This window comes from Geotalea sp. SG265 (assembly GCF_022808985.1).
In the GTDB taxonomy this organism is placed as follows: Bacteria; Desulfobacterota; Desulfuromonadia; order Geobacterales; family Geobacteraceae; genus Geotalea.
The window spans coordinates 31,270-57,849 of record NZ_JAKZFT010000007.1 but is presented as its reverse complement, the minus strand read 5'-3'; the positions used below and the strand labels follow the sequence as shown (position 1 = coordinate 57,849).

Here is a 26,580-nt window from a genome sequence, read left to right as displayed (position 1 = left end):
GCATGGAAATAGGTGATGGCATGAAAACGGAAAGCGTCTGTCCCGTCTGTTTGAAAAGAATCTCGGCGACGCGGCAAAGAGAGGGGGACGAGGTCTACCTCATCAAGGAATGCCCGGAACACGGTTGCTTTAGGACAGTGATCTGGCGGGGGGCTCCTGCAATGTCCCAGTGGCGACGGCCCAAGGAACCGGTTCATCCGGAACTCTGCTACGGCTCCGTCGAAAAGGGCTGTCCCTTTGATTGCGGCCTCTGCGCCGACCACCGGCAGATGCCCTGCTCGGTGCTGATGGAGGTTACCCAGCGCTGCAATCTTTCCTGCGCCGTCTGTTTCGCCGATGCCGGCCACTGCGGCAGCGAGGATCCATCGCTGGATCACATCGGCTGGCTGCTCAACCGCGCCATGGCGGCGGCCGGTCCCTGTAACCTGCAGCTGTCGGGGGGGGAGCCGACCCTTCGGGATGACCTGCCGCAGATTGTCGCGACGGCACGCCGGACCGGCTATACCTTTATCCAGCTCAATTCCAACGGCATCCGCCTCGCTGCCGATCCGGCCTATGTGCGGCAACTGGCCGACGCCGGGCTTTCGGCGGTTTTTCTCCAGTTCGACGGGGTTGATGACCGGATTTACCGCTCATTGCGAGGAGCAGACCTGCTGGAACAGAAGCTCCAGGCGATCAGGAATGCCGGCGAAGCGGGGATTGGCGTGGTCCTGGTGCCGACGATCGTCAAAGGGGTCAACACCGATGCCACCGGCGCCATCGTGCGCCAGGCCCTGAAGCTGGCCCCGGTGGTACGAGGTATCCATTTTCAGCCGGTCAGCTATTTCGGCCGGTTCCCGGGCAAAGGTGGCGACGACGGACGTTTTACTCTCCCCGAACTGATGCGCTCCCTGGAGGAACAGACCGACGGCCTGTTAAAGGTAGCCGACTTCTCCCCCCCTGGCGGCGAGCATGCCCACTGTTCCTTCCACGGCACTTACCTCTATGCCGGCGACGGCTCTCTGCGCCCGCTGGGGTCGACGTCCGCGGAGAGCTGCTGCACCCCCGATTGCGGCAGTGGCGGCATACGCAAGACCGTGGATACCGTCTCCCGCCGCTGGCGATTGCCGAAGGGATCACCCGCTGCTTCGGGCCAATCCGCTTCCTGCTGTTGCGGGAATGGTGTCGAGGCGACCCGGGCCGAAGGCTCTCTCGATCTGGATGCCTTTCTCAGTGCGGTCAAGAGCGGGACCTTCACCATTTCGGCCATGGCCTTTCAGGATGGGGAGAACCTGGACCTGGAGCGGCTCCGGGGATGCTGTATCTCCGTGATATCCACAGATGGGAAACTGGTGCCATTTTGCGCCTACAACCTCACCAGCAGGGAAGGAAAAAGCTTGTACCGTCCCCGCGAATAAGCTCCACCCCGTCACTCTGCGTCTGAACCCCCCTTCCTCTCTCACAAAACAGAGTCCCAAAAAATATCTCTAACAACGTTTGATTTTTTGCTTGCACAATAAAAGGTATTATGGTACCAATATACATAATTAGCGAATTTTCTCTGATATGGCGCAAAAAATAGTGAAGCAAGATTCTAGAAAAGGGTACCAACGGGGAGGAGAACATGAAAATTCTGGTGTGTATCAAACAGGTTCCGGACATGGAATCACGGTTCAAGGTCAACAGCAGCGGTGACTGGTATTCCGATGCGGACCTTGCCTTCCGCATCAACGAGTATGACGAATACGCCGTTGAACAGGCCGTGCAGTTGCGGGAGCAGCAGGGAGACAGCTGCGAGCTGACCGTCCTTTCCATCGGTCCGGATCGGGTCCAGGAGGCAATCAAGAAGGCGCTGGCCATGGGGTGCGATCGGGGGGTCCATATTCAGGACAACGATGTGCACAAGAAGGATCCCTGGCAGATCGCTTCGATCATCGCCGCCTACGCCAAAGGCAAGGGTTACGACCTCATCTTCACCGGCATGCAGTCCCAGGACCGGGGCTCGGCCCAGGTCGGCGTCACTGTAGCCGAACTCCTCGGCCATGCCTGCGCCACCACTCTGGTCGGCTTCGAGTATGCGGATGGAGCGGTCAAGGCGAAGCGTGAACTGGAAGGAGGGGTCAAAGGGGTAGTCCGCCTGAAGATTCCCGCCCTGGTCACCTGCCAGTTGGGACTCAACATTCCCCGCTACCCGACCCTGCCCAACATCATGAAGGCGAAGAAGAAGGAAATAGAAGCTGTCCCCGTAGCCAGCCTGCTCGGCGAGCAGCCGTTGTCGGTCACGGCCAGTTTCTATCCCCCGGCCAAAAAGGGGGGCGGCATTGTCCTGGAAGGGGATGTGGCGGACCTGAGCGATAAACTGATCAGCATACTCAAAGAAAAAACCGCAGTGTTGCGATAGGAGACCATCATGAAAGCATTGCTCATTGGCGAATACAGGGAAGGAAAACTTCTCGACAATATTTATGAACTCGTTGCCTTTGCAGGCAAGCTGGGGGCCGACGTATCCATGGTCCTGGTCGGCGATGCCGCCAACGTACCCAAGGTGAACGGCAACCTGCATTTGGCAGATGTGGGCAAGTATGGCGAATATAACCCCAGCGCCCATCGGGACCTGGTGGTGGAAGCGGTGCAGAAGGAAAATCCCGATTACATCGTTTTCCCCCATTCATCCTACGGCTGGGACCTGGCTCCCCGAGTGGCGGCAAAACTGAAGGTTGCCCAGGTTTCCGAGGTGGTGGGCTTGAACGACGGCAACCTGGAAGTCGGTTCCTGCAATGCCAAGATGCGGCGGACGGTCAAGCCTGCAGCCGGTAAGGTTGTCGTAACCCTTCAGGCGGGTGCCTTTTCCTATCAAGGGGAGCAGCAGGGAACGCCGACGATTTCCCCTTTGGAGGTGACCGGGTCAGCCGATGTGGAGTTTATCGGTTATGAACCTGCCGAAGCAAAGGACGTGGACCTGACAAAGGCGGAGATTATCGTCAGTGCAGGGCGCGGTATCGGCAAGAAAGACAATATCCCCGTTATTGCTGCGCTGGCCAAAGCCTTCGGCGGCGAGCTCGGCGCCAGCCGTCCGGTTGTCGATGCCGGGTGGGTCGAGCACAGTCACCAGGTCGGCACCACCGGCCAGACGGTCAGCCCAAAGCTCTACGTGGCCTGCGGCATCAGCGGCGCTATTCAGCACCTGGCCGGCATGAAGAAGTCCGATTTCATCGTCGCCATCAACAAGGACAAGGATGCGCCCATCGGTGAAGTGGCGGACGTACTGATCGTGGCCGACGTGCTGCAGTTTGCCCCTGCTCTGACGGCAAAGCTTCAGGGTTAGCAGGATTGGGCAAACGGCGTCACAGCTGTTTGCCTTTTTCCGAAATACAAATAGGTATTAAAGTACTCGTTTACTCACATAAAAAGAGGATGATAAAGGAGGGCACAATGTCCGAAGCAGGTTTTCGCTGGTCAATGACCGCCGTGGGGGAACCCCTGGTGAGGTCCGAATTTACCATAGCAGCCCCGGCTGCCGGGGAAGTCGTCGTTGAGGTGGCAGGCTGCGGTGTCTGTCACACAGATCTCGGCTACTATTACGATGGGGTCCGCTTCAATCACCCCGCACCCTTGACCCTGGGGCATGAGATCAGCGGCCGGGTGGTTGCCGTCGGTGCCGGTGCGGAAAAGTGGCAGGGGAAGGCGGTCCTCATTCCTGCCGTCATTCCATGCGGAACCTGCGATCTCTGTCTTTCCGGCCATGGAACGATCTGCCGGCAGCAGCTCATGCCGGGTAATGATATCCAGGGGGGCTTTGCATCCCATATCACGGTGCCGGCCCGGGGCCTCTGTCCGGTGGATGAGAAAAAGCTGGCAGCGGCAGGCTTTGAGCTGGCGGATATCTCTGTCGTCGCCGATGCCGTCACCACCCCCTATCAAGCGGTGGTACAGGCGGAGGTGACCAAGGGTGACCTGGCGATCGTTGTCGGTATCGGCGGCGTCGGCAGCTATGCGGTGCAGGTGGCCAATGCCTTCGGCGCCACGGTCATCGCCATCGATGTCGACCAGGCAAAACTGGACAACATGGCCAAGTATGGTGCTGCCTTGACCATCAATTCCAGAGAAGTGCAGGGCAAGGACCTGAAAAAGGCAATCCAGAACTTCGTCAAGGAAAAGGGGTTGCCCCAGACCTGCTGGAAGATTTTCGAGTGCTCCGGTTCTGTTCCCGGTCAGGACACCGCCTTCGGCTTGTTGACCTACGGCGCTACCCTCTCCGTAGTCGGTTTCACCATGAACAAGATCGAGCTGCGCCTCTCCAATCTCATGGCCTTCCATGCCCGGGCTCTGGGCAACTGGGGCTGCCTCACCGAACTCTATCCGGCAGCATTGGACCTGGTTCTGGAGAAAAAGATCGCCCTTCTTCCATTTATTGAAAAGCATCCTCTGGATCAGATCAACGAGGTCTTTGCCGAGGCCCACGCCCATAAGTTGACCAGGCGTGCGATCCTTATGCCCAAAAAATAAAGACCCAGTCTGAACCATAACGATAAAGGAGAAGAAGATGAGCGAAAGTCCACTGAAAGTATCCCTGGAGCGGGATGGCATGCTGCTCCGGTTGACCCTGGCAAGACCCAAGGCGAACATTGTTGATGCCGCCATGATCGCGGCGCTGCGCTCGGCTCTCAGCGAACATCTGCCCAAGCCGAAGCTTCGGGCGGTGCTGCTGTCGGCGGAAGGTCCCCATTTCAGCTTCGGCGCCAGCGTCGAAGAGCACATGCCCGATTGTTGCGCCGATATGCTGAAGGGACTCCATGCCCTGGTGCTGCAGCTGGTTGAGAGCCCGGTGCCGGTACTGGTTGCCATAAAAGGTCAGTGTCTGGGAGGGGGATTGGAAGTTGCTGCAGCCGGGCATCTGCTCTTTGCCGCTCCCGGCGCCATGATGGGGCAGCCGGAAATAAAGCTGGCGGTCTTTGCCCCGGCCGCTTCCTGCCTCTTGCCGGAGCGGATCGGCCAGGCCCAGGCCGAAGATCTGCTCTTCTCCGGCAGAAGCATTACCGCCGAAGAGGCGCTACGCATCGGACTCGTTACCGCTGTGGCTGAGGACCCGGACCAGGCGGCACTTGATTACTTCGACAAGCACCTGGCGACTGTCAGCGCCAGTACCCTGCGCTTTGCGGTAAAAGCTGCCCGGGGAGACGCCATGCAGCGGATCAGGGCAAAGATCACCGCCGTGGAAAAGATGTATCTGGAAGAACTGATGGCAACCCATGATGCGGTGGAAGGATTGAAGGCTTTCGTGGAAAAACGCCAGGCTGTCTGGCAGGACCGGTAAGGGACAACACCAACAATAAGATAAAACGGAGGAAGACATGGATCTGAAGGGGAAAAATGCAATAGTTACCGGTGCCAGCCTGGGAATCGGCAGCGCTATCGCGCTGGACCTGGCGAAAAACGGCGCCAATGTGGCCATCAACTACCGCAAGCACAGTGAGGAGGCCAATGCCATCTGTGCAGAAATTCAGAAGATGGGGCAGAAAGCCATCGCCGTTCAGGCGGACGTGGCCAGCTTCAAGGATGCCCAGGCCATGGTGGACAAGGTCGCTGCCGAACTGGGCAGTGTCGATATCCTGGTCAACAACGCCGGGGTCAATCGCGACGCCGTTATCTGGAAAATGACCGAAGAGCAGTGGGACGAGTGCCTCGCCATCAACCTGAAAGGCTACTTCAACTACTGCCGCGCCGTCGCTCCACTGATGAAGGAGCAGGGGAGCGGCAAGATAGTCAACGTCACCTCCATCAACGGCATGCGCGGCAAGTTCGGCCAGACCAACTATTCCGCCGCCAAAGCCGGTATTATCGGCCTGACCAAGGCCCTGGCCCGGGAATTGGCAAAATCCAACGTCAACTGCAATGCCATCGCTCCCGGCCTTATCGAGACGGAGATGATGAAAGCCCTGCCGGAAGATGTGAAGCAGAAGTCCCTGGCCGACATCGTTCTTGGTCGCATGGGGCAGCCGGAAGAAGTGGCCTGGCTGGTCACCTTCCTCTGTTCCGAAAAATCCCGGCACATCACCGGCGAGTGCATCAAGGTGGACGGCGGACAGTATATCTGACCTTAGCGTCGGTCGGGTCATAACTCCCCCCTGGATATTCTCCTCCCCTTAAGTTAAGGGGAGGTCGGGAGGGGTTAAGCAAGGGTACATCCCAATCAACATTCGCAGTTTTATGGAGGTTCCAATGCGTGAAGCAGTAATTGTAGATGCCGTACGAACACCGGTAGGCAAATTTGGTGGCGCTTTGAAAAATGTACGTTCCGATGACCTGGCTGCACATTGTATCAGTGAGCTGGTCAAACGGACCAAGATCGACCCCAACCTCATCGAGGACGTGGTCCTCGGCTGCACCAACCAGGCCGGTGAGGACAACCGCAATGTGGGTCGCATGGCGGCACTTCTGGCCGGGCTTCCCTATTCGGTTGCCGGTCAGACCATCAATCGCCTCTGCGCTTCCGGCCTTAACGCCATCAACAGCGCCGCCCATGCCATCAAGGTGGGGGAGGGTGATGTCTTCATCGCCGGCGGTACCGAGTCCATGACCCGCGCCCCCTTTGTCATGGCAAAAGCCGAATCGCCATTCTCCCGCGATGTCAAGGTCTTCGACTCCGTCATCGGCTGGCGCTTCACTAACCCGAAGATGACCGAGCCCTATGCCAAGGAAGGCATGGGCGACACCGCAGAGAACGTGGCGGTGCGCTACGGCCTGACCCGCGAAGAGCAGGACCAGTTTGCCTACGATACCCAGAAAAAATGGGCAGCCGCCGATGCAGCCGGCAAATTCAAGGATGAGATCGTCCCTGTCGCCATTCCACAGAAAAAGGGCGATCCGATCATGGTCTCCAAGGATGAGTTTCCCCGTGGTGATGTGACCATGGAGGAACTGGCCAAGCTACGTCCTGCCTTCAAGAAGGACGGCACCGTGACCGCCGGTAACTCCAGCGGCATCAACGACGGCGCTGCAGCAGTCCTCCTCATGGAGGCCGAGACAGCCAAAAAGCTGGGCTACAAGCCGCTGGCCAGGGTGGTTGCCAGTGCCGTTGTCGGCTGCGACCCTTCCTACATGGGTCTCGGCCCCATTCCGGCCATCCAGAAGGTACTGCAAAGGTCGGGACTGAAGATCGAGGATATTGACCTTTTCGAGCTGAACGAGGCCTTTGCCGCCCAGTCCATCCCCTGCATCAAGGAGTTGGGGATCGATCCTGCGAAGGTCAACGTCAATGGCGGCTCCATCGCCATCGGCCACCCTCTGGGTTCCACCGGCGCCCGCATTACCGCAACCCTGGTGCACGAGATGAAGCGTCGCAACGCCCGCTACGGCATCGTTTCCCTCTGCATCGGCGTCGGTCAGGGGATTGCAACGCTCTTCGAGCGGGTGTAACGGCCTAAGTATCCAAGTGTTGGATGAATTTTGAACCATAGGGGCGTGGGAAATCACGCCCTGTTTTTTTTGAGGTTCATCAGGGTAATGGTAATAAAATACAGTCGTGGCATCGTCCGTTCGTTCTGTCGCCACAGCTGCGGACCTTGCGGTGCCGCCCGAGTAATGGTGCACTTTGCTTGAAGTGGCAGATCGACTTCGTTCCACATGCGGCGGGTGTCCGCTTGCCGCTGTAGCTCGTCGCTCTCTCCCGATGCCACGACTGTCTTACCCCGAAAATGTAGGAAGATTTTTTATTGGGGGTGGTTATGTCTGAAAAAATACAAAAACCGCGCATCGATTTCCATGCCCATCTTTCGCTGTACACCTACCATAAACCATGGGTAACGGAGTGGATGAGCCGCCAGCATCCGGAAGGGTATGAGGCATTCATCCGCCGGTTCAGCGACCCGGGCGCGTTTGAGGAACTGCTCTCGATGGAAGGAGTGGATTACGCCTGCATCCTTGCCGAACTAAGCTACGTCACCACCGGCGTCTGCACTAACAAGCAGGTGCGGGAGTTCTGTGCCGGGAGAAAGCGGCTCATTCCCTTCTGCGATCTCAATCCCCACCTCTATACCGATCTGGGAGCGGAACTACACCGCAAGGTGGAAAGCGAAGGCTTTCGGGGAATCAAGCTCTACCCCACCTACCAGCATTACTACCTCAATGATCCGAGGATGTATCCCCTCTACCGGGCCGCCGAGGACCTGGGTATCCCGGTGCTTATTCATACCGGTTCATCGGTCTTCACCGGGTCTCGCATGAAGTACGGCGATCCTCTCCACCTGGACGATGTGGCCGGGGATTTCCCCTCGCTGAACCTGGTCATGGCCCATGCCGGGCGCGGCTTCTGGTATGACCGGGCCTTTTTCCTCTCCAAGCTACACGCCAACCTCTACATGGAAATCTCGGGTCTCCCCCCGGCGAAACTGACCACCTACTTTCCCGAATTTGCCCGCAATACCGGCAAGATCATCTTCGGCAGCGATTGGCCGGCGGTCCCCTCTCTGAGTGGCAATATGAAGGCTGTCGGTGAACTGGTCCCCGGTGAAGGGGCGGATAATGTCCTCGGGGGCAATGCAGCGAGAATTTTGGGATTATAGAGGATTAGAGCCTTGCCAGAAGACGCCGGTAGTCCTCTTCCGTATCCAGATCCATGAGAATGGCGGGGGTGTGTACCTCCACGCTCTTGATTTGAGATGCATATTCCTGGAAGAGCCCCCTGGCGCCGCAGTCGCCGCGCAGGGTTTTCATGCGGGGGAAGGTCTCCCGGCTGAAGAGAACAGGGTTGCCCCGCCGGCCGTCGAAGGAGGGGATGACGATGGGGGGGCGTGTTTCGGCAAAGGCTTCGATGATGGTGTCGATGGTAGTGGCGGTAACGAGGGGTTGGTCACCAAGGAGAAAGAGGGCACCATCGGCATTTCCGGGAAGTGCTTTCAATCCCGCCTGCAATGAGGTGCTCTGGCCAGCCCGGTAAGCATCGTTGACGACGATCGTCACTTCCCGCCGCTCCAGCAAAGGCTTGATCCTGTCCGCTTCATGGCCGAGCACCACGGTCACCACCTGCAGGGCGGACTCCAGGGCATTGTCCACCACCCGTTCGATGACGGTCCTGCCGCGGAAGGGAAGGAGCTGTTTCGGCTGTCCAATGCGGGTACTGCTGCCGGCGGCGAGGACGATGCCGGCAACCTTCGGTTGCGGGTTCATGGTTTTTCCACCGCGTAGACCCGGTGAACGCTGATTCCTTGCAACAGCTGTCCGACCATGACCGCTTCGACAACAGGGGGGGATGCACCGCTGAGCTGGAGTGCGACGGCGGCACCCTCTTCCTGCATTTGCGGAGAGTCCGCCTTGTTGAGGAAGACGAAGCGCCGCGCTTGGGCTGGCGCCCCCTTGAAGGCACCGGAAGGGTGGGCCAGGAGTCGGGCCAGGGCAGGCACGGTAATTGTTTCCCCGGGGGAGAGTTGCATCAACTCCCCTGCCAGTTCCGAGCGGAAGACCATCTCCTCCCCCAGGGGCCTGCCGAGCACCTCCAGCCCGGCCAGGGCGACGACAATGGAGGTGTTTTCGGGAATGACCGGCTCATGGGCTGCCGGAGCTTTAAGGGGCTTTCTGGCTGCACCGTCGGCCTCCACGACCACCCAGTCGAACAGCCCGGAGTCTTCGAAGGTCCGGATCGCTTCGGGGGGAAAGCCTTGCAGTTTGTCTGTGTGGGGAAGGTAGGACGATACGGCGGAAACATGGACTCCGGCGCACCCGTGGGCTCTGGCTTGGCGGAGGATAACCTGCGGATCCTGTGAGACGAGGAGCGTCTCGGACTGCTCAGCGGAAGGGATGAGGATCTTGGTGGTGGTCGTTGTCAAGACCCTCTTGCCTGCATAGGCCAGTTGCCGGGCCAGGTGAAACATGAGGCTCGTTTTGCCACCGCCACCGACGATGCTGATAACGCCGCCCGGCCCGATTCCCACTATTTCAGCGAAAGATTCCATGATTCACCGGTTGTAGGCCGCGAGGATCGCCTCCAGCACCGAGCCCCCAAGGGCCCGGGCCTTCTCTGAAACGGAATGACAATAGGCAGCTTCCCCGCGCGGGTCGATATCTCCGATTTTGAGGCCGGTGGTAACTTGGGAGCCGGGGCGGATCAGTCCGCGCAGGATGCCGTCGATGGCTGCGACTACCGCTTCCGTGCCAACTTGGCCAATACACTCGCCTTTGACGATCGGGTCGCCTATAGTTTTCCCGGTGGTGAACAAGCCGCTGGCGGGAGCGCGCAAAACCCGCTCGCTGGTAAAGCCGCCGATATTGCCGGGAATGCCGGTATTGGGCTCGGCCTGCCCTGCGGTAATCAATCGCCCAAGGTTATGTCCCCGATTGGTTTCAACTACCACATGGCAGTCGGTGCCGGCGGTAAAGCCTGGACCGAGGGCGATGACCAGCGGCGCATCGGCAATGGCTGTGCCCAGATTGCGTTTGGCAATGGTGGCGTCGATGAGGATATCGGGTTGCATGCGACGCACCGTGTCCCCTTTCGGATCGACCATGAGGGCGATCCTTCCCGTTTCCCAGGTTTGAGAGAGGCCCGCGCCGTCATCGATCCGCACCGCTTCGATCCCTTCCACCGCCTTCTGTCCGTCGTGGACAGCCTCGCAGAAGGAGACCTCCCGGCGTACCGCCAGGGGAAAGGATGTTTCCAGCATGAGCAGGTGGTAAAAACCGGAGCGGTGGAGTCGGCAGGCAATGCCGCTCGCCATTTCCCCGGCCCCTTTCATGATGATCGTCCGTTCCTTAAGCGGCTTCATTGTCATCACTCGCGGCCATAATAGGTGGCAAGCAGCTGGCTGGCGATGCTGATGGCAATCTCCCGCGGGGAATTGCCGCCGTTGTCGTGGCCAATGGGGCAGCGGACTGCCGAGAGATCGAGCCCTTTTTCCTCCAAGTTCTTCCTGATGCCGGCCCATTTGGATTTGCTCCCTACCATCCCCACGTAACGGGTTGCCTTGGGAAGCACCTCCTCGAGCACCTGCTGGTCCATGGTGCCGCTATAGGTCATGATGGTCACAAAGGAGCGTTTGTCGCACCAGTTCATCTTCTGAATAAAATCACTGTAGTGGCACTGGTGGCGGATGACACTGCCGGGGAGGGCGGGGGAATTGATCCACTCGTCCCGTTCATCGATGAGGTGGACCCGGAAGGGGGTGCCGTCAAGGACATGGGAGAGGGACTGGCCGATATGGCCGGCGCCGAAGACATAGAGGACCGGATTGTCGTTGATCAGTTCCATATGGTACTCCATGGTGCCGCCGCAGGCGGGAAATTCGCCCCTCGGTTTCAGGGGGACGCTGCCGGTGCCCCCCTGCATGCTTTCGAAGCACTTGCGGGCGTCTTCAAGGGCATAGTACTCAGGAGTGCCGCCACCGACGGTGCCGTAGAAGGTTCCGTCGGGGAGGACGATCATCTTCGCCCCTCCCTTGCGTGGTGTCGAGCCGCTGCTCTTGGTTACCGTCACCAGCACCGCCAGCTGATTGCTGCGCCGCAGTTCATCCAGTTTGCCGATCCAGTCCCACATGACAGACTCCGTTTGTCGTTAAAACCTTTAGCCACGAATTTGACGAATAAGTCGAATATAACAAAAAACCCGCTTTTGCTTTTAAAATCATTCGTGCCCATTCGTGTTATTCGTGGTTAATTGGGTTTTTATGCCTTTGCTGCCTCTTCCTGCTCCCGCTTCTCCTTCAACGCCCGCCAGACCTTTTCGTAGGTAAGCGGCAGGCTGTTGACCCGCACCCCCATGGCGTCGAAAATGGCGTTGGAGAACATTCCCAGGGTTGGATTGGTGGAGCCTTCGCCGATCTCCTTCACTCCCCACGGTCCGGTCGGTTCGATGCTATCCACCACCTCCGACTGGATGGGGGGCATGTCCATGGCGGTCAGGAGCCGGTAGTTAGCCAGCTCGGCGTTCTTGATCCGCCCCTTGTCGTCGAAGAGGACCTCTTCCCAGACCGATTCCCCCATCCCCATGTAGAGGGCGCCGTGGACCTGGCCGTGCAGGAGGCGCGGATTGATGACCTTGCCGCAGTCGTGAACGTCCCAGATGCCGACCACGGTGATTTCTCCCGTTTCCTTGTCGATTGATACCTCACCCACCTGGGCGCCGAAGCTGTAGGCGGGGGAGGTGCCGACTGCCGCTCCCTTGAAGGTTCCTCCAAGGCGGGGCGGGGTGTAGGCGCCACGGCCCAAAAGCGGTCCCTTGAGGACGAAGTGCTTGCGGGCTACTTCCTCGAAGGTGACGGTCTTGCCCGGACGGGATTTGGAGAAAATTAACCCCTCGGCGCAGTCCAGGTCATCGGCGGGAAGCGAAAGCATGGTGGCTGCCATTTCCAGGAGCTGCTTCTTGACTTCTTCCCCGGCCTGTTTGACGGCGGCGCCGGACATGTAGGTCTGGCGACTGGCATAGGCGCCGAAGTCCAGGGGGGTGATCTCGGTGTCGGCGGCGACGATCTTCATCTGCTCATAGCGGTAGCCCATGGCCTCGGCGGCCATCTGGCAGAGTATGGTATCGGAACCCTGGCCGATGTCAACCGATCCTGTGTAGAGGGTTGCCGCAGTACCATCCTCGTGGACCTTGATGAAAGCGGCGGCGTGGGGGAGGTCGGTGCGGTAGATGGGATAGCCGGCGCCGGTAACGAAGCTGCCGGTGGCGACGCCGATGCCGCGCCCGTGGGGGAGATTCTTCTTTTTCTCGTCCCAGCCGGAGATTTCCCTGGCCCGCTCCAGACACTCCTTCATTTTGCAGGAGTTGACCTGGAAATCGTTGGGGGTGACCGTGTCGGGGCGGCGGGCGTTCTTGAGGCGAATATCCATGGGATCGATCCCCAGGTCGGCAGCCACGTTGTCCAGGTGGCTTTCGAAGGCGTACTTGGGCTGGGGAGCGCCGTGGCCACGCTGGGCGCCGCAGGCGGGGAGGTTGGTGTAGACCCGGAACATGTCGAACTTGTAGTTGTCGAACTCGTAGGTCATGGGGAGGAGGGCGCCGGCATAGTAGGCGCTGGCGATCCCCAGGCTGGTGTAGGCGCCGCCGTCCATGATGAAATTGGCCTTGGCGGCGAGGATCTTCCCTTCCTTGTCGACGCCGGTGGTGATTTCCATATACTGGGCGTGGCGTCCCCGGTTGTGGGCGAACATCTCGGCCCGGTCGTAGAAGGTGCGCACCGGCCTGCCGGTCCGCTTTGCCAGCACCGCCCCGGCGAACTCCAGGCCGGTCGGCTCCAATTTGCCGCCGAAGCCTCCCCCCAGGTAAGGCTTGATAATGCGCACATCACCCATGGGCATGCCGAATTCCCTGGCGATGTAGTACTGGAAATAGTGGGGGGACTGGGTGCTGGCATAGATGGTCAGCTTGTCCCCTTCCCACATGGAGATGGAGGAGTGGGGTTCGATGGGGGTCTGGTAGGTGCGCTGACCGACGAAGACGTCGGTGCGCACGTGGTGCGCCTTTGCCAGGGCCTTTTCCACATCGCCGAATTCCTGGTGAATCTCCGTATTGATGTTGCGGGCATACTCCTCGTGGACCAGGGGCTGTCCTTCATCCATGGCGTGACGAAAATCGAGCACCGCCGGCAGTTCCTCATACTCCACCTTTATCAACTTCATGGCCTTATAGCAGGTCTCTTCGTCAACACAGGCAACCGCCGCCACCTTGTCGCCGACGAAACGGACCTTGTCGATGCAGAAGATGTTCTCGTCCCAGCGGGCCGGGCTCAGGCCGTATTTCAGCTCCGGCACATCCTTGTGGGTGATGACCGCCTTCACCCCCGGCAGCGCCTCGGCCGCCGACGTGTCGATGGAGACGATGCGGGCATGTGCGTAGGGGCTGGTGAGGATTTTGCCGTAGAGCATGTTGGGGAACTTAAGGTCGCCGGTATATTTGGCCGCCCCGGTGACCTTGTCCGGGCCGTCGATGCGGGGAACGCTGCGGCCGATGACTTTATGGTTGTCGCTCATCTTTATTCTCCCTAATGGCTGTCTTCAGGCGCCGTTTGCCCCTGGGAGGCGGCCAGCACCGCCTCGACGATATGGACGTAGCCGGTGCAGCGGCAGAGATTGCCGGCGATTGCCTCCCGCACCTCCGGCTCGGTCGGGTGGGGATTGCGGGTCAGAAGCGCCTTGGCCGACAGCACCATGCCGGGGGTGCAGTAACCGCACTGGACAGCGGCATGGTTGATCATGGATTCCTGGATGGCGTCCAGCCTGCCGTTGGCGGCGACCCCTTCGATGGTGGTTATTTCCCGGCCGTCAGCTTCAATGGCCAGCATCAGGCAGGAATCCACAGGCTTTCCGTCCAGGAGCACAGTGCAGGAACCGCAGTCCCCCAACTCGCAACCCTTCTTGGTGCCGGTCAGGTCAAGCTGGTCGCGCAGCACGTTGGTGAGGATGGCATTCCCTTTCACCAGCAGCGTTTTTTCGTCCCCATTAATCTTGAGGGTGATCAGGTAACGCTTCACCCCATCTTTATCGGTTATTGCTTGCGGCATTTTCTTCCTCCTTAGACGTGGCCTTCGTCGATGGCCTTGCGCAGTGCCCGTTTGGTCAATACCCCTACCAGATTCCGCCGGTACTCGGCAGAACCGCGGATACTGTCGCGGGGTCGGCTTTCTCCGGCTGCTTTCTCACCCGCTTCGGCCAACAACTCATCGCTGATCTTCTTCCCGCGCAGGAAATCTTCCGCTCCCTTGGCCCGCATTACCGTCGGGGCTGCGGAAGCTAGGACGATACGTGCGTCCTCCAGGACACCTCCGGCGACCCTGACCGACACGGCAACACCCACGACCGCCAGTGCACCGGAGCGGCGCAGGCCGAACTTCATATATGTGCTGCCGGTGGTAGCCTGGTCGGGGATGGTGATGTCGGCGAGGAGTTCACCGGGTGCAATGACCGTTTCCGCGGCGCCATGGAAGAAATCTTCCAGGGGCATGGTCCGTTCACCCTTGGTGGAGACCAGGCGGATGGAGGCGCCGAGGGCGATCAAGATGGGGGGGAGGTCTGCGGAGGGGACGCCGTTGACGATGTTGCCGCCGACGGTTCCCATATTGCAGATCTGGTTGGAGGCCATGGTGTGGGCTGCCATGGGAAGCGACAGGTAGCGTTCCTGGAGGAGCTTGGAAGTATAGATGGTGTTGTGGCTGGTCAGTGCCCCCATGACGATGCCGCGCCCGGCTTCATGGCGGATCTGCCGCAGCTCATCCAGGTTTTTCAGGGAAACCAGGTGTTCCGGGGCAAGTTTTCCCACCTTCATCTTGTGCAGGACGTCGGTTCCGCCCGCCAGCACCGTGGCTTTGTTCCCCAGCTCTGCCAACAGCCCGCAGGCCTCGGCCAGGCTCTGGGGGGCATGGTAATCGAAATCGGGCATGTACATGGTTCGTCTCCTCAGGCTGTCGGGTCGTTTACAGGTGCAACCCGCGTATTATCTTGCATACAAGCTATTTCGAGAAAAATTTTTTCGTACCCTAATCCCTGAAATCCTTGAGTAATCGCTTTAGGAGGAGCCGCTCCTCCTGGGAAAACCCCTTCAGCAGATCGTCATTGGTCTGTTCCATTGTTTCCGCCAGCGTGCCGATAGCTCCTGTCCCTTTTTCAGTCAGGTAAACCCGTGCCACCCGGCCGTCCTGGGAATCTACCTCCCGCCGGACCCATCCTGCCGTCACCAGGCGGTCAAGTATGCCTGCAAGAGTGGCTGTATCCAAGGCGATGCGCCGACCGATTTCCCCGACCGAAAGCCCGTCCTCTTCCCAGAGTGCCTCCATGAACAGGCACTGCATGGGGGTGAGAGAGAAGGGCTGTAGCCGTGCCTTGAGGGAGGCTTGGGCACGTTGATGGGCTTTTGCCAGGATAAAGACTATGTTGTCCCGATAGGAAATCATCGTATAAACCTCTTGTATACAAGATAACCTACCGGGGAAAAGTTGTCAATAAAAATAAAACATCGTTCTTGCAACATCAGGGGGCGGGAGAGCCGCCGTCATCCTTTGCTTTGCCCCCCTCGGCAATGACCATCGGATCCTCTGCCCCCTTCTTGAAATTCTTGATAGCTCCTCCAAGGGCCGAGCCCAGCTGGGGGAGTTTGGCCGGTCCGAAGACGACCAGCAGAATAACCATAACGATCATGAGTTCCGGAAGACCGAATCCAAACATAGCTGCTCCTTTGCTGTTACTGCCCGACGGCGGCGTCCTGCCGGTCGAGCACGATTTCTTCGAATTCCATATCCAAAAGGTTGATGCTCAGTTTCCGGTGGCGCAGGACCTTTCCGGTGCCCAGGAGAATCTTGCACACTTCGGCAACCTGGATGCTGGCCACCAGGGCCGGGGTGAAGGATGGATTCCCCAGCCTCTGTTCCAGACCCTTGCCCGCCACCCAGCGGCCATAGAGCTGGCGGATGGTGCCGTCGCCGGGAAACTGGGTGACGATCTGGCCGAACCACCCGCCGATGGCGCCATGCACCAGCGGGATGCCGAGATTTTCACAACTATCGGCCAGGGCAAGCCTGGTCGCCACCGAATCCAGAGCATCAACGACTACGTTTACATTGCGGAAAAAAAGTTCTGCTCGTTCCGGTGCATAGGCTGCATCAACAGGAACAAGGGCGACCGCCGGGTTGATCTCGGCAACCCGGGCAGCCGCAGCATCCACCTTGGCCTGCCCGAGCCTGTATGGACTGGAGAGCAGCTGACGGTTGAGGTTGTGCTCTTCGAACACATCCGGGTCGATGGCGACGATGGTTCCAACTCCCAGTCTCGCCAGCTCCTCGATGGCATAGCCGCCGAGCCCGCCGCAGCCCACTACTGCGACCCGTCCTTTAAAAAGAGCAAGCTGCTGGGCAGAACTGATTGCCTGACGGTTGCGCTGGTAACGGGCAGGAAGAATCCCCTGCACCAGCGCTGCCTCCTCCACTTCTGCAAGGGTGCAGTCAAAGCGTTCTGCCGCAGCAAGCTGCTCGGTCCAAGTGATAAGCCCATCCTGTGCCAACTCCACAAGGTACTGGCCAAGCTCTGCCATGGCTATCCTCCTGCCACAACTGGAAAGAGGGCGATACTGTCACCTTCACACAAGCATTGCTCGGGATCGGCATGTCTGCCGTTAAGCATGATCATGCTGATTTCCGTGTCAGGTATCTGCAGTTCCCGGATGATCTCGCTGATCCGGGTTTGGGGCGGATACTGCCGTGTCGCCGAGGCAAAACGACCGAAGCGGAAGGTGGCGAACAATCTGACGGTGATGTTCATGGCGCAGTCCCTTCCCTTAAAAATTCCAGAACTCATCGATTTCTTCATCAGTAAAGTCCCAGACCGCGTTGTGTGGGGGAAGCGGCTCCCTGAAGAACTCGGGCAGGCGGTCATCCTTGTTGGTGAAACCGGCCGCCAGGTTGAATGCCCTCTCGGTCTTCAAGGTATTGACACCGAGCCCGCCGATCCATTCGGGGGTGAGTTCGAAGCCGAAGCAGGCATTGAGCATGTCCACCAGGGCCGGAACGCAGGTGGGGATGTCGGCAGCCGGGAAACCGATGAAGAGGCAGAGGCCGATGGAATCGAGCATGACGGTGACGATCTGCAGGTGTCGGGACAGTTCGACCTGACCGTCCTTCTTCAGCGGATCGACGATGCCGCCACCGACTCCCATGAGATTGGTGGCGACCGCATAGCCCATTGTATGGTCGGCACCCATGGTGCTGGTGGCGTAGGTGATGCCGATCCCCTTGATGGCGCGGGGATCGTAGGCGGGAATTGCCTGGTTTTTTACCACCGGTACGCGGGTGACGCCGAAAACCTTGCCCACATGACCAGCACCGCTGCCGATGATTCTCCCCAATGGTGTTCCCTTGCCGATATCTTCCCTGAGAAGGCGCAGCACCCCTTCGCCGTCATCGAAGGGAAGCACACCCGCCTCCATGGCGACTCCGATGGCGATGGATGTCTCGATGGAATCGACGCCGATGTCGTCCATGATGGAGTCGGCGACGGCAATCTGGTCCAGGTTGCCCAGCCCGGCGTTGGCGCCGAGGATTTCGATGGTCTCGTATTCGAAGCCGGAGGTGATGTACTTGCCCTTTTTATCCACATAGACCTGGGAGCACTTGATGATGCAGCCGGGCTGGCAGCCGTGGCTGGGATTACCGCCACGCTCGATCATCGTCTCGCGCAGGGTTTCGCCGGAGATCTTTTCATGGCCTTCATAGCGGCCAAGGGAGAAGTTGCGGGTCGGAAGCCCCCCCGCCTCGTTGACGAGATTGACCATCTCCGCCGTGCCGAAGGTGGGGAGCCCCTGGCCGGTGCCGGGATGCTCCATGATCGCCTTGGCGAAAATCCGGGCCGACGCGGTGAATTTTTCCGGATCGACAGGCTTGATGCCGGGGGCACCGCTGTCATCGATGGAGATGAACTTGATCCTTTTCGAGCCCATAACTGCGCCGAGGCCGCCCCGGCCGTGGCTGCGCAGTTTGCTGTCCACGTCCTTGACTGAGATGTTGGCTGAGAGCATCTTCATCTCTCCGGCCGGGCCGATGGTGATGACGCCGACTTTCTTGCCGATCCTGTTTTCGAGAGCTTCGACAACGGCGAAATTTCCCTTGCCGATGAGCTCCTTTTCCTCGGCGATAGTCACTCCATTATTGGAGACGTGCAGGCTGTACCAGGCGTTTCCCTTGGGGAGCCCCTCGATGATCAGTGCCTTGATGCGGAGCCGGCCGAACATCTGTGCTGCCAGACCGCCGGCGTTGCTTTCCTTGATGGTGCCGGTGAGGGGGCTTTTGGCGCCGGCGGAAAGGCGGCCGCTGTTGACGGCCGTGGTGCCGCTCAAAAGCCCGGGAGCGAAGATCAGCTTGTTGTTTTCGCCGAGCGGGTGGCAGGTGGGGATGACCTCCTTGGCCACAATAGTTGAAGTCAGGGCGCGCCCGCCGAGAGCGGCCCACTCCTTTGGTACGGCTTCGGTGCCGGTGGTGAGAGTGGTCATGTTGACGCGAAGTATCTTGTTCATGGTGGTTCTCCCTTTCAGTGATATTTTCAGTCTCCTTTCCGAAAGGGAGGTCCAGCCGTTTCCGGACCGGCCTGCAGGCCTCCATGCCGTGGGGCTTTCGGCCCTTTAGGCAATGGAGGCTCGGAGACTTTATTGCGCGTCCGCTGGACGCTTAGAAGGTAAACGACTTTTGCGGGTCACCGCTCATGCTGTCGATGGATGCCGCGCCGTGTTCCAGGTAAAACACCTTCAAGACCGGGTTGTCCGGCGCCTGGTAGATATCCTTCAGCATGGGATAGTTGGCAAAACACTTCTCTTTGCATTGTACATCGTCATCGAAGGCGATTCTGCCGCTGATCCTCACCCAGCGCATGTCATCGGTCAGCTTCGTGAACTCGATGAAGGGGGTGGCGGTTAATTGCCGGTAGACCTTTTTGTCACTGGCGGTGAGGAAATAGAACCTACCTTTTTCCTCGTACATGAAGGCGAAGGGCCTTACCCGCGGCTTGCCGTCCTCCACCGTGGCCAGATTGCCGAAGCAGGGGATGGTCAGCATCTCAAGAACCTCTTGCATGGACTCCTCCTTAGTGGAATGAAAGCCCGCCGTCGTGGACGATCATTTGACCGGTGATGAAGGCGCTGTCGTCGCTGGCGAGGAAAAGGGCCAGCCCCACCAGGTCTTCCGGCACCGCTTCCCGCTTCAAGCAGCGGGCATTGAGCTGCAGCTCTTCCAGGGGGGGCAGGTCCAGCTTCTTGTTCTTGTCGAAGTTGTTCCCTCCGTCGGAGTGGGTGAAGCCGGGGGCGATGGTGTTGACGTTGATCTTGTAATCCCCCAGTTCGCGGGCCATGGAGCGGGTCAGGGCCATGATCGCACCCTTGGATGCAACGTAGTGGGGCATGCCTGGCACCCCTTCGTTGATGGAGGAGGAGCCGATGTTGATGATCTTGCCCCCCTTGGCCTTCATGTGGGGGAAAACCGCCTTCATGCAGTTGAACTGGCCGAGGACGTTGATTTCCAGCACCTTCATGAATTCCTGGGGAGTGCACTCGGTGAAGGGCTTGAGGACGATGCTGCCGAAGATGGCGGCATTGTTGAGGAGGATATCAACCGAGCCGAACTTTTCCTGTGCAGCCTTGGCCATGGCGTCGCACTGCTCCTGGTTGCTGACGTCGGTCTTGACGTAGATGGCGTCGCTTCCTGCCTTTTTCACCGCTTCCACCGCCTTTGTTCCGTCAAGTACATCGGCGATGACGATCTTTGCCCCTTCCTTGGCCAGCCCCACGGCATATGCTGCGCCGATTCCCTGTGCCCCGCCGGTGATGATTGCTACTTTGCCTGATAATTTTCCCATGATGCATCTCCTTTATTTTGTTGAATTCTTGCCAGTAATTCGGTTTATGCCGCCTGCTCCTGGCTATAGATGGACAGTGCCTCTTCATTGTTGAGATAGCGCATGGCCGCATCGGCAAGGGCTTCCATCTCGTTTTCACCAGGATTGAGCATGACCGGAGCGATGAAGGCGATCTTCTTCTGCAGGCTGTTCAGGAGCACCTTTGAGTAGACCAGGCTGCCGGTGAGAGCAATAACATCCACTTCCCCCTCCAGCACTGCAGCGCAGGCGCCGATCTCCTTAGCCACCTGATAAATCATGGCTTCATAGACCGCCGCCGCCTTCTGATCTCCGGCGGCAATACGCCGCTCGATCTCCTGGGCATCGGTTGTCCCCAGGTAGGCATAGAGACCACCACCTCCGGTGAGCATTTTCAGAATCTCCGTCTTGCTGTACTCGCCGCTGAAGCAAAGCTTGACCAGGTCACCTGCGGGAAGCGACCCGGCCCGTTCCGGGGAAAATGGCCCGTCCCCGTCCAGAGCGTTGTTCACATCGATGATCTTTCCCCGTCGATGGGCACCCACGGATATGCCGCCACCCAGATGGGTGACGATCAGGTTGATTTCCTCGTACTTTTTACCCAGCTCGGCGGCGATCTTCCTGGCGGTCGCCTTCTGGTTGAGGGCATGGAAGCTGCTTTGCCTGCTGATCTGGGGAATGCCGCTGTACCGGGCCGAGATGCAGAGTTCATCGGTCATGGGGGGATCGGCAGTGAGCACCGGTATATTGAACTGATTGCCCAGGTCGAAAGCGACAAGCCCCCCCACGTTGATGGGGTGACCGCCGTAGATGCCGCTCTTCATATCCTCGATCATCTTCGGGCAGATGCGGTAGATGCCACCGGGCAGCGGCCTGACGTTGCCTCCCCGGCAGGCGATGGCGTCCATCTCGCCCATGGAGAGGTCATTGTCCTGCAGGACCTTGAAAATGGCGTCCCGGCGGAAGTCGTACTGGTCCCAGATGGTGGGAAACTTGCGCAGCTCGGCATCGTCATGCTTGACCGACTGATTGACGATCATCTTTCCCTGGGTAAAAACGCCGATCTTGGTTGAGGTCGAGCCCGGGTTGACGATCAGTATTTTCTTATCCCATGTCATGTCTTTCCCCCCTGTGGTGCCTGTTGAAATAAGGGCCGAGTTGTCTTGTTAGAAGGAATAAACCAGGTCGACCCAGAGCTGGTTTGCCTCGATACGGTTTTCGGCGGCTAAAGGCACCACATATTTGCCCACCAGTCCAAACTTGCCGTTCTGGTAGCGCATTGCAGGACCCATGGAGAATTCGAAGTCCTTCGTGTCGTGGCGTCTCACCCCGCCGATCTCGTCGCTTTGCAGCCCCTGCCAGAGCCAGCCGGTGACCCCCAGCTTAAGATCTTTGGTCAGGGCGTAGTTGACGTTGTAGTCCATATGGAATGACTGGCCGGTCTTGTAGCCCTTGAGGCCGGTTCCCGCTTCCACGTAGTCGCCGTTCTTAGTGGGAATGGAGTACATGAACTTGGCGCTGGTCTCGAAGCCGTTGGGGAAGAGCCCGGTCACGGCCACCACCGGCTCGATGATGAAGGCATTGTTGCCGGCATTGATCGGTTTGTTAGGGTCGAAACGACCGGTGGGGGTGATGACGTCCAGGACCGTCAGCCAATGCCAGACGGGCGTATGCCAGGCGTTGCCGATGCCGAAGTAGACATCGCCGAGGCCGCCGTCATGCCCATCTACGGTGATCGGCCCACCCGGCGTATTGGCTGTTACCTTGGCTTCCACGCTCAACAGGGGGATGATGGAGTGAAAGAGGAGATTGCCGCCCAGAAGCCCCTTTTCGGAAACATAGATGGGACGGAAGGCGAGAGCGGTGAGGGTGCCGCTGCCATCGACCAGTCCCTGGCCCTTGTTTTCAACCTTACGAATGTCCATGTAGACGTTGTAGTCGATCAGGTGTATCCCCGGCGGCGGCGCGGCCCCCGCATAAAAATCGGCGGTGCCGTTGAAGGAGCTGGAGTTGAACGCCCAGGCGCCGGCGGAGAGGGAGAGGGTCAGGCAGATGCTCAGTATCAAACGAGTAATCAGCTTCATTGTTGCCTCCTGTAGGTAAGTCCCTGAATAATTACACCAAGTTAATGCCCGATTTGCCGGGGGCCAGGATGTTTTTCGGGTCGAGCGCCTGTTTGATGGTCCGGTTAAGTCTTCCCATGGTCGGACCGTACGATTTGGCAACCTTGGCCATGAAGGCAGGGTTGGTGCGGTTGATCGCCCAGCCGTTCTTGATGAAAGCGCTCACCAGTTCGTCGTAGCACTTCATGGCGCGCTTCCGTTCCGCCGCATCGCCGTTGTTGAAACGCAGGTCGATGACATGGCGGGCGTCGCGCCAGAAGAAGCTGAACTCGCTGAGATAGTCGAAGCCGTTGCGGTTGACGATCTCGGTCGCCACCTTGACCTGTTTGGCGCATTCGGCAGGCCGTGCCGCCGCTGTAGGGCAGAACTTCATGGAGCCGCCGCCGGCGCGCCACCTGTCCAGGGGGTGCTGTCGCGTGACCCCCCCCATCATCAGCTGCTTGCGGTATTCGAAAGCAGGATCTCCCTTGGCCTCTTTCTCGGTGATGATCTGGATCTTGTTGCCGAAGGCCTGCTTGAAGGTGCCGGAGACATACATCCAGTTGAGGGCCACCTGCTCAGGTGAACCGTAGACGGCGCCGTAAAGGTTCCAGGCCCCGACCCGGTAGCTGTCCATGAGCTTCTTTACGGGCAGGGGACTGCCGCCGTTCCGTAAAAAGCTGCCGTTGCCGTTTTTGGCGCTGAAAATCGTGGCCGCTTCCCAGCCGGCATTGACCAGCGCCGCGGCATTGGGGACGATCTGTGTTTCCCTGAGGAACATGAGCGGCTTGATGATCTCGCCGACCATCTCCACTTTCGGAAATTTAATGCAGAAAGGCATGTAGCCGCCCGGAGGGGGTGCTCCCATCAGCCAGGTCCCGAGCTTGGTGACGATGCCGTTGTTCCCCTGGGAAAAGAGCCCGTCCACATAGGGGCCGAAGCCCCATTTGAAGACCTGCCAACTGGTGGACTTGGGAATCCCCCCCATGCCGGTGCGCAGGAGACTGCCGTCGGCAAGGACCACCTCCATGCCGCAGGAGAAGAGGAAATCCTCGCTGTAGGGGGTATAGCCGGCCCCCCGTTCGAGGATGTTGCCGACCACGCTCATCCCTGCCGAAGCGGCAGGTGCATCGAGCCAGAGGTTGATGTTGTTTTTCTTCAGGTAGTCCTGCAGCTCGCCGTAGGTGACCCCCGGTTCCACCAGGCAGTAGCCCAATTCCTTGTCCACCTCGATGACCTTCTTCATGTTCTTCATGTCGAGGACGATCTGACCGTTGGTTGCGGGAGTGGCGGAGCCGTAGCCTTCGTTCTCCCCGCCGTAGTAGGTCCAGAGCGGTGTCCGGTACTTGACGGCGATCTTGGCAATCTTCTGGACATCGGCGGGTGTCGAAGGATAGACGACCGCCGAGGGCTTGCGGGAACCGCTATCGGCAATGCTGCTTCGCATATACGGTTGCAGGGAGGCCTGATCGGTCCGGACCCTGTCCCCCAGCAGAGCACGGTATTCCTTGATGGCTCTGGTGAAGGTGTTTTCATTCATTCCCTGGGGAAGTGCAATAAAGCTGCTCATATCAATGCCTCCTCGACTGGTTGCGTCTCTTTTCCGGCCTCAATGCCGGTTCGGCTTTGCCGACCGGGAACGCTCCGGTTTTCATCACCTGTTCCGGTACCGTCAGGGGATATCCAGGGGTCTGCCCCGGTTCAGCCCCTCGTTGAAGGCATACCCCGGATTGCGTGGATTGAGGTCGATTCCCGATTTGCCTGGGGCCAGGATGTTGTTGGGGTCCAAGGCCCGCTTCAGGCGGTAGTGGATATCGCGCATGCCGGGGCCGTAGGAATGGGAGACCTTATCCATAAAGGCGGTGTTGGTCCGGTAGGTGCCCCAGCCGTTGTTGGTGAAGACGGTCAAAAGTTCATCGAAGCACCGGTAGGCTTTCTTCATCTCTTCCATGTCGGTGCGGTCATAGAGAAGGTCGATGATGTGGTGCATGTCCCGCCAGCCGACGATGAATTCCGAGACGTAGTCGAAGCCATACTTGTTGAGCACGTCGGTCGCCAGCCGCATCTGCCGGTCGCATTCCGACGGCCGGGCTGCCGCCACCGGGGCGAACCACATGGAACCGCCACCACCGCGCCAGTTGTAGAGGCCGAATTCCTGCAGGGTACTGCCCCCCATCATCAGCTGACGCCGGTATTCGAAGATCGGATCGTCCCCGGCCTCCTTCTGGGTGATGATCTTCACCTGGTCGCCGAACTTTTGTTTAAACGAGCCGGAGACGTATTTCCAGTTGAGGGCTACCTGTTCAGGCGAGCCGTAGACGGCGGCATAGAAGTTCCAGGCCCCGACGCCGTACTTGTCCATGATCTGCTGGAAGACCTTGGGGGGGAGGCTGTCTTTCCCCTTGTAGAAAGTTTCCCGGTTGGTCCCCTTGCCGTTCTTGTCGTAGGTGAAGTAACCGGCTGCCTCCCAGCCGGCATTGACGACGATGCAGGCGTTGGGGATGATCTGGGCAAGGCGGAGCGGCATAAGGGTCTTGATGATGTCGGCGAGCATCTCCACCTTGGGGAATTTCATCAGGAAGGGGAAATAGCCCCCCGGGGGAGGTCCCTTCATCAGCCAGACCCCGAGCTTGGTCAGGATGCCGTAGTTGGACTGGGTGAAGATGCCGTCCACATAGGGGCCGTAGCCCCACTTGTTGGCCTGCCAGCTGGTGGTATTGGGCACCCCGCCGGTGCCGGTTCGGACCACGTCGCCGCTGGCCAGCACCACCTCCATGCCGCAGGAGAAGAGGAAATGTTCGCCGTAGGGGGTATAGCCGACGCCGCGGTCGGCGGTGTTCCCCATGGGGCTGGCCATGGCCGAGGGAGCCGGCACATCGACCCAGAGGTTCATCTTGTGCTTTTTGAAGTACTGCTGCAGGTCGTAGTAGGTCACCCCGGGTTCCACCAGGCAATAGCCCAGCTCCTCATCCACATGGAGGATCTTTTTCATGGTCTTCAGATCGAGGACGATCTGACCGCGCGTCGCCGGTGCGGCTGAACCGTAGCCCATGTTCTTGCCGGTGCTGACGGTCCAGAGCGGCGTCTTGTACTTGTTGGCGATGGTGACGATCGCCTGGATCTCCTTGACCGTTTTCGGATAAATGACCGCCGAAGGCTTGTGCAGTTCCTCGGTTTCCGGGATCATGATCTTCATATAGGACTGCAGGGAAGCGGGGTCGGTGCGGACCCTCCCCTCGCCCAGGAGGGCGCGATACTCCTGGATCGCCTTGGCGAAGGTTGCTTCCGACACTCCCTGGGGAAGGGCAACGAAACGACTCATTTTCTACCTCCTCGGAATTCGGATTACAGCTGTGCGGAAAAGGTCACCCTGTTCCGTTCTTCGTATTTGATATAATGGAAGCTGCCGCCGTTGTTGGTTATGGCCTCGTGGACTACGCCGAAGGTGGCAGGATCGACGACCCCGACAAAGGTATTGGCAGTCCCCTTCGCCTCTTCGTACAGGCGACCGGCTTCCAGATAGCAGTCCATCATCTCTCCCTTGAGGGGATGGGCCGTCCATTCCCCCGGTGCCCTGCTGTTCATTTCGGCGACGAATTCATTTGCCTTGCCCAGAGAAGGGACGAACAGACAGACCCCCTTGATCCGGCAGGGATTGACCGCCTCGGCCGTACCGGTCTGAGTGGCGATCCCGGAGGCTGCAATGGCCGCCCCCGCCGTGAAGACGGTTTTGAAAAACGCTCTTCTGCTCTGGTTAATCATCATTTTGCCCCTCCTTCCTGGGCCGGTGCGGGCTTGTAATTGGGATGCGTCTTGCGGTATGCGGCCAAATCCTTCAGGTACCTGACGATGCCGTCCAACTCCTTCGGGCTCACCTCGGAGAGGCGGAAGGCGGGCATGGCCTTGATGCCGAAGCGGACGTTGTTGCGGATAAACTGCTCGTGCAGGGGGTTGCCCGACTTGGAGAGCATGTCGAACATGCCCATGGGGCCGATCTGCACCCCTTCCTTGTGACACATGAAGCAGTACATGCCGAAGACGTAGGGCATTTTCGGCGGCTCCTGGGCCCGGACGATTGTCCCCGATAAGATTCCCAGGGCCAGCGCTGCCGTGACTATCGATTTTTTTCCGTTCATTGCTCACTCCTCACTGTAAGGTCGTTTCCCAC

General features: G+C 59.2%; 28 protein-coding genes and 1 riboswitch. Of the genes, 8 read left to right on the top strand and 20 right to left on the bottom strand.

Features of this window, described 5'->3' with window-relative positions:
- Positions 1 to 2 precede the first annotated feature (2 nt).
- The 8 genes from trsS (at position 3) to ML541_RS10170 (ending at position 8,540) form a co-directional block, all read left to right on the top strand.
- Positions 3 to 1,397, top strand: coding sequence for a radical SAM (seleno)protein TrsS (trsS, locus tag ML541_RS10205; RefSeq protein WP_347710799.1), 1,395 nt, complete (start codon positions 3 to 5; stop codon positions 1,395 to 1,397).
- A 206-nt stretch (positions 1,398 to 1,603) separates the two neighbouring features.
- Positions 1,604 to 2,380 carry an electron transfer flavoprotein subunit beta/FixA family protein gene (locus ML541_RS10200; protein ID WP_243372715.1) on the top strand — a complete coding sequence of 259 codons (777 nt, stop codon included), beginning with the start codon at positions 1,604 to 1,606 and terminating at the stop codon, positions 2,378 to 2,380.
- A 9-nt stretch (positions 2,381 to 2,389) separates the two neighbouring features.
- Positions 2,390 to 3,304: an electron transfer flavoprotein subunit alpha/FixB family protein gene (locus ML541_RS10195; protein ID WP_243372713.1), complete on the top strand. Its 915-nt coding sequence runs from the start codon at positions 2,390 to 2,392 to the stop codon at positions 3,302 to 3,304.
- A 107-nt stretch (positions 3,305 to 3,411) separates the two neighbouring features.
- Positions 3,412 to 4,485, top strand: a complete 1,074-nt coding sequence (gene had, locus ML541_RS10190) for a 6-hydroxycyclohex-1-ene-1-carbonyl-CoA dehydrogenase (RefSeq protein WP_243372711.1) — start codon at positions 3,412 to 3,414, stop codon at positions 4,483 to 4,485.
- Positions 4,486 to 4,522: 37 nt separating this feature from the next.
- Positions 4,523 to 5,293: a cyclohexa-1,5-dienecarbonyl-CoA hydratase gene (locus tag ML541_RS10185; RefSeq protein ID WP_243372709.1), complete on the top strand. Its 771-nt coding sequence runs from the start codon at positions 4,523 to 4,525 to the stop codon at positions 5,291 to 5,293.
- A 37-nt stretch (positions 5,294 to 5,330) separates the two neighbouring features.
- Positions 5,331 to 6,074, top strand: a complete 744-nt coding sequence (gene fabG / locus ML541_RS10180; RefSeq protein WP_243372708.1) for a 3-oxoacyl-[acyl-carrier-protein] reductase — start codon at positions 5,331 to 5,333, stop codon at positions 6,072 to 6,074.
- A 124-nt stretch (positions 6,075 to 6,198) separates the two neighbouring features.
- Positions 6,199 to 7,395 carry a thiolase family protein gene (locus ML541_RS10175; RefSeq protein WP_243372707.1) on the top strand — a complete coding sequence of 399 codons (1,197 nt, stop codon included), beginning with the start codon at positions 6,199 to 6,201 and terminating at the stop codon, positions 7,393 to 7,395.
- Positions 7,396 to 7,703: 308 nt separating this feature from the next.
- The gene (locus tag ML541_RS10170; RefSeq protein WP_243372706.1) at positions 7,704 to 8,540 is read left to right on the top strand and encodes an amidohydrolase family protein; all 837 of its coding nucleotides are present in this window, start codon (positions 7,704 to 7,706) and stop codon (positions 8,538 to 8,540) included.
- A 4-nt stretch (positions 8,541 to 8,544) separates the two neighbouring features.
- Here the strand turns inward: ML541_RS10170 and mocA are convergent, their stop codons facing one another.
- From mocA to ML541_RS10070, 20 genes are all read right to left on the bottom strand, one after another.
- Positions 8,545 to 9,144, bottom strand: a complete 600-nt coding sequence (gene mocA, locus ML541_RS10165; RefSeq protein ID WP_243372705.1) for a molybdenum cofactor cytidylyltransferase — start codon at positions 9,142 to 9,144, stop codon at positions 8,545 to 8,547.
- On the bottom strand, positions 9,141 to 9,926 hold the full coding sequence (yqeC, locus tag ML541_RS10160) for a selenium cofactor biosynthesis protein YqeC (protein WP_243372704.1): 786 nt from the start codon (positions 9,924 to 9,926) through the stop codon (positions 9,141 to 9,143). Before yqeC ends, mocA begins: the two co-directional genes overlap by 4 nt.
- Before the next feature lie 3 nt (positions 9,927 to 9,929).
- A complete protein-coding gene (gene yqeB / locus ML541_RS10155; protein ID WP_243372703.1) occupies positions 9,930 to 10,736 on the bottom strand; it encodes a selenium-dependent molybdenum cofactor biosynthesis protein YqeB in 807 nt (268 codons plus the stop codon).
- Between the two features lie 5 nt (positions 10,737 to 10,741).
- Complete coding sequence (locus ML541_RS10150; protein WP_243372702.1) at positions 10,742 to 11,503, bottom strand: XdhC family protein; 762 nt, start codon at positions 11,501 to 11,503, stop codon at positions 10,742 to 10,744.
- Positions 11,504 to 11,631: 128 nt separating this feature from the next.
- Positions 11,632 to 13,938 carry a 4-hydroxybenzoyl-CoA reductase subunit alpha gene (gene hcrA, locus ML541_RS10145; protein WP_243372701.1) on the bottom strand — a complete coding sequence of 769 codons (2,307 nt, stop codon included), beginning with the start codon at positions 13,936 to 13,938 and terminating at the stop codon, positions 11,632 to 11,634.
- An 11-nt stretch (positions 13,939 to 13,949) separates the two neighbouring features.
- A complete protein-coding gene (locus ML541_RS10140) occupies positions 13,950 to 14,468 on the bottom strand; it encodes a (2Fe-2S)-binding protein (protein WP_243372700.1) in 519 nt (172 codons plus the stop codon).
- An 11-nt stretch (positions 14,469 to 14,479) separates the two neighbouring features.
- Positions 14,480 to 15,349, bottom strand: coding sequence for a xanthine dehydrogenase family protein subunit M (locus ML541_RS10135; protein WP_243372698.1), 870 nt, complete (start codon positions 15,347 to 15,349; stop codon positions 14,480 to 14,482).
- Positions 15,350 to 15,440: 91 nt separating this feature from the next.
- Complete coding sequence (locus ML541_RS10130; RefSeq protein ID WP_243372696.1) at positions 15,441 to 15,854, bottom strand: MarR family transcriptional regulator; 414 nt, start codon at positions 15,852 to 15,854, stop codon at positions 15,441 to 15,443.
- A gap of 76 nt (positions 15,855 to 15,930) precedes the next feature.
- The gene (locus ML541_RS10125; protein WP_243372694.1) at positions 15,931 to 16,125 is read right to left on the bottom strand and encodes a twin-arginine translocase TatA/TatE family subunit; all 195 of its coding nucleotides are present in this window, start codon (positions 16,123 to 16,125) and stop codon (positions 15,931 to 15,933) included.
- A gap of 16 nt (positions 16,126 to 16,141) precedes the next feature.
- On the bottom strand, positions 16,142 to 16,987 hold the full coding sequence (locus ML541_RS10120; RefSeq protein ID WP_243372692.1) for a HesA/MoeB/ThiF family protein: 846 nt from the start codon (positions 16,985 to 16,987) through the stop codon (positions 16,142 to 16,144).
- 2 nt (positions 16,988 to 16,989) lie between these two features.
- On the bottom strand, positions 16,990 to 17,250 hold the full coding sequence (locus ML541_RS10115; RefSeq protein ID WP_243372691.1) for a MoaD/ThiS family protein: 261 nt from the start codon (positions 17,248 to 17,250) through the stop codon (positions 16,990 to 16,992).
- Positions 17,231 to 18,961: an aldehyde ferredoxin oxidoreductase C-terminal domain-containing protein gene (locus ML541_RS10110; RefSeq protein ID WP_243372688.1), complete on the bottom strand. Its 1,731-nt coding sequence runs from the start codon at positions 18,959 to 18,961 to the stop codon at positions 17,231 to 17,233. Before ML541_RS10110 ends, ML541_RS10115 begins: the two co-directional genes overlap by 20 nt.
- Positions 18,962 to 18,974: 13 nt before the next feature.
- Positions 18,975 to 19,099, bottom strand: a riboswitch (molybdenum cofactor riboswitch).
- 13 nt (positions 19,100 to 19,112) lie between these two features.
- Positions 19,113 to 19,514, bottom strand: a complete 402-nt coding sequence (locus ML541_RS10105) for a pyridoxamine 5'-phosphate oxidase family protein (protein WP_243372686.1) — start codon at positions 19,512 to 19,514, stop codon at positions 19,113 to 19,115.
- Positions 19,515 to 19,524: 10 nt separating this feature from the next.
- Positions 19,525 to 20,292, bottom strand: coding sequence for an SDR family oxidoreductase (locus ML541_RS10100; RefSeq protein WP_243372684.1), 768 nt, complete (start codon positions 20,290 to 20,292; stop codon positions 19,525 to 19,527).
- A 44-nt stretch (positions 20,293 to 20,336) separates the two neighbouring features.
- Positions 20,337 to 21,428 carry a butyrate kinase gene (gene buk / locus ML541_RS10095; protein ID WP_243372682.1) on the bottom strand — a complete coding sequence of 364 codons (1,092 nt, stop codon included), beginning with the start codon at positions 21,426 to 21,428 and terminating at the stop codon, positions 20,337 to 20,339.
- A gap of 48 nt (positions 21,429 to 21,476) precedes the next feature.
- Positions 21,477 to 22,394 carry a transporter gene (locus ML541_RS10090; protein ID WP_243372680.1) on the bottom strand — a complete coding sequence of 306 codons (918 nt, stop codon included), beginning with the start codon at positions 22,392 to 22,394 and terminating at the stop codon, positions 21,477 to 21,479.
- A gap of 31 nt (positions 22,395 to 22,425) precedes the next feature.
- On the bottom strand, positions 22,426 to 23,982 hold the full coding sequence (locus ML541_RS10085) for an FAD-binding oxidoreductase (RefSeq protein ID WP_243372679.1): 1,557 nt from the start codon (positions 23,980 to 23,982) through the stop codon (positions 22,426 to 22,428).
- A gap of 102 nt (positions 23,983 to 24,084) precedes the next feature.
- On the bottom strand, positions 24,085 to 25,734 hold the full coding sequence (locus ML541_RS10080) for an FAD-binding oxidoreductase (protein ID WP_243372678.1): 1,650 nt from the start codon (positions 25,732 to 25,734) through the stop codon (positions 24,085 to 24,087).
- A gap of 23 nt (positions 25,735 to 25,757) precedes the next feature.
- Positions 25,758 to 26,177: a twin-arginine translocation pathway signal protein gene (locus ML541_RS10075; protein WP_243372677.1), complete on the bottom strand. Its 420-nt coding sequence runs from the start codon at positions 26,175 to 26,177 to the stop codon at positions 25,758 to 25,760.
- Positions 26,174 to 26,548 (bottom strand): cytochrome c, encoded by a 375-nt coding sequence (locus tag ML541_RS10070; RefSeq protein ID WP_243372676.1) that lies wholly within the window; start codon positions 26,546 to 26,548, stop codon positions 26,174 to 26,176. Before ML541_RS10070 ends, ML541_RS10075 begins: the two co-directional genes overlap by 4 nt.
- Between the last annotated feature and the right edge of the window lie 32 nt (positions 26,549 to 26,580).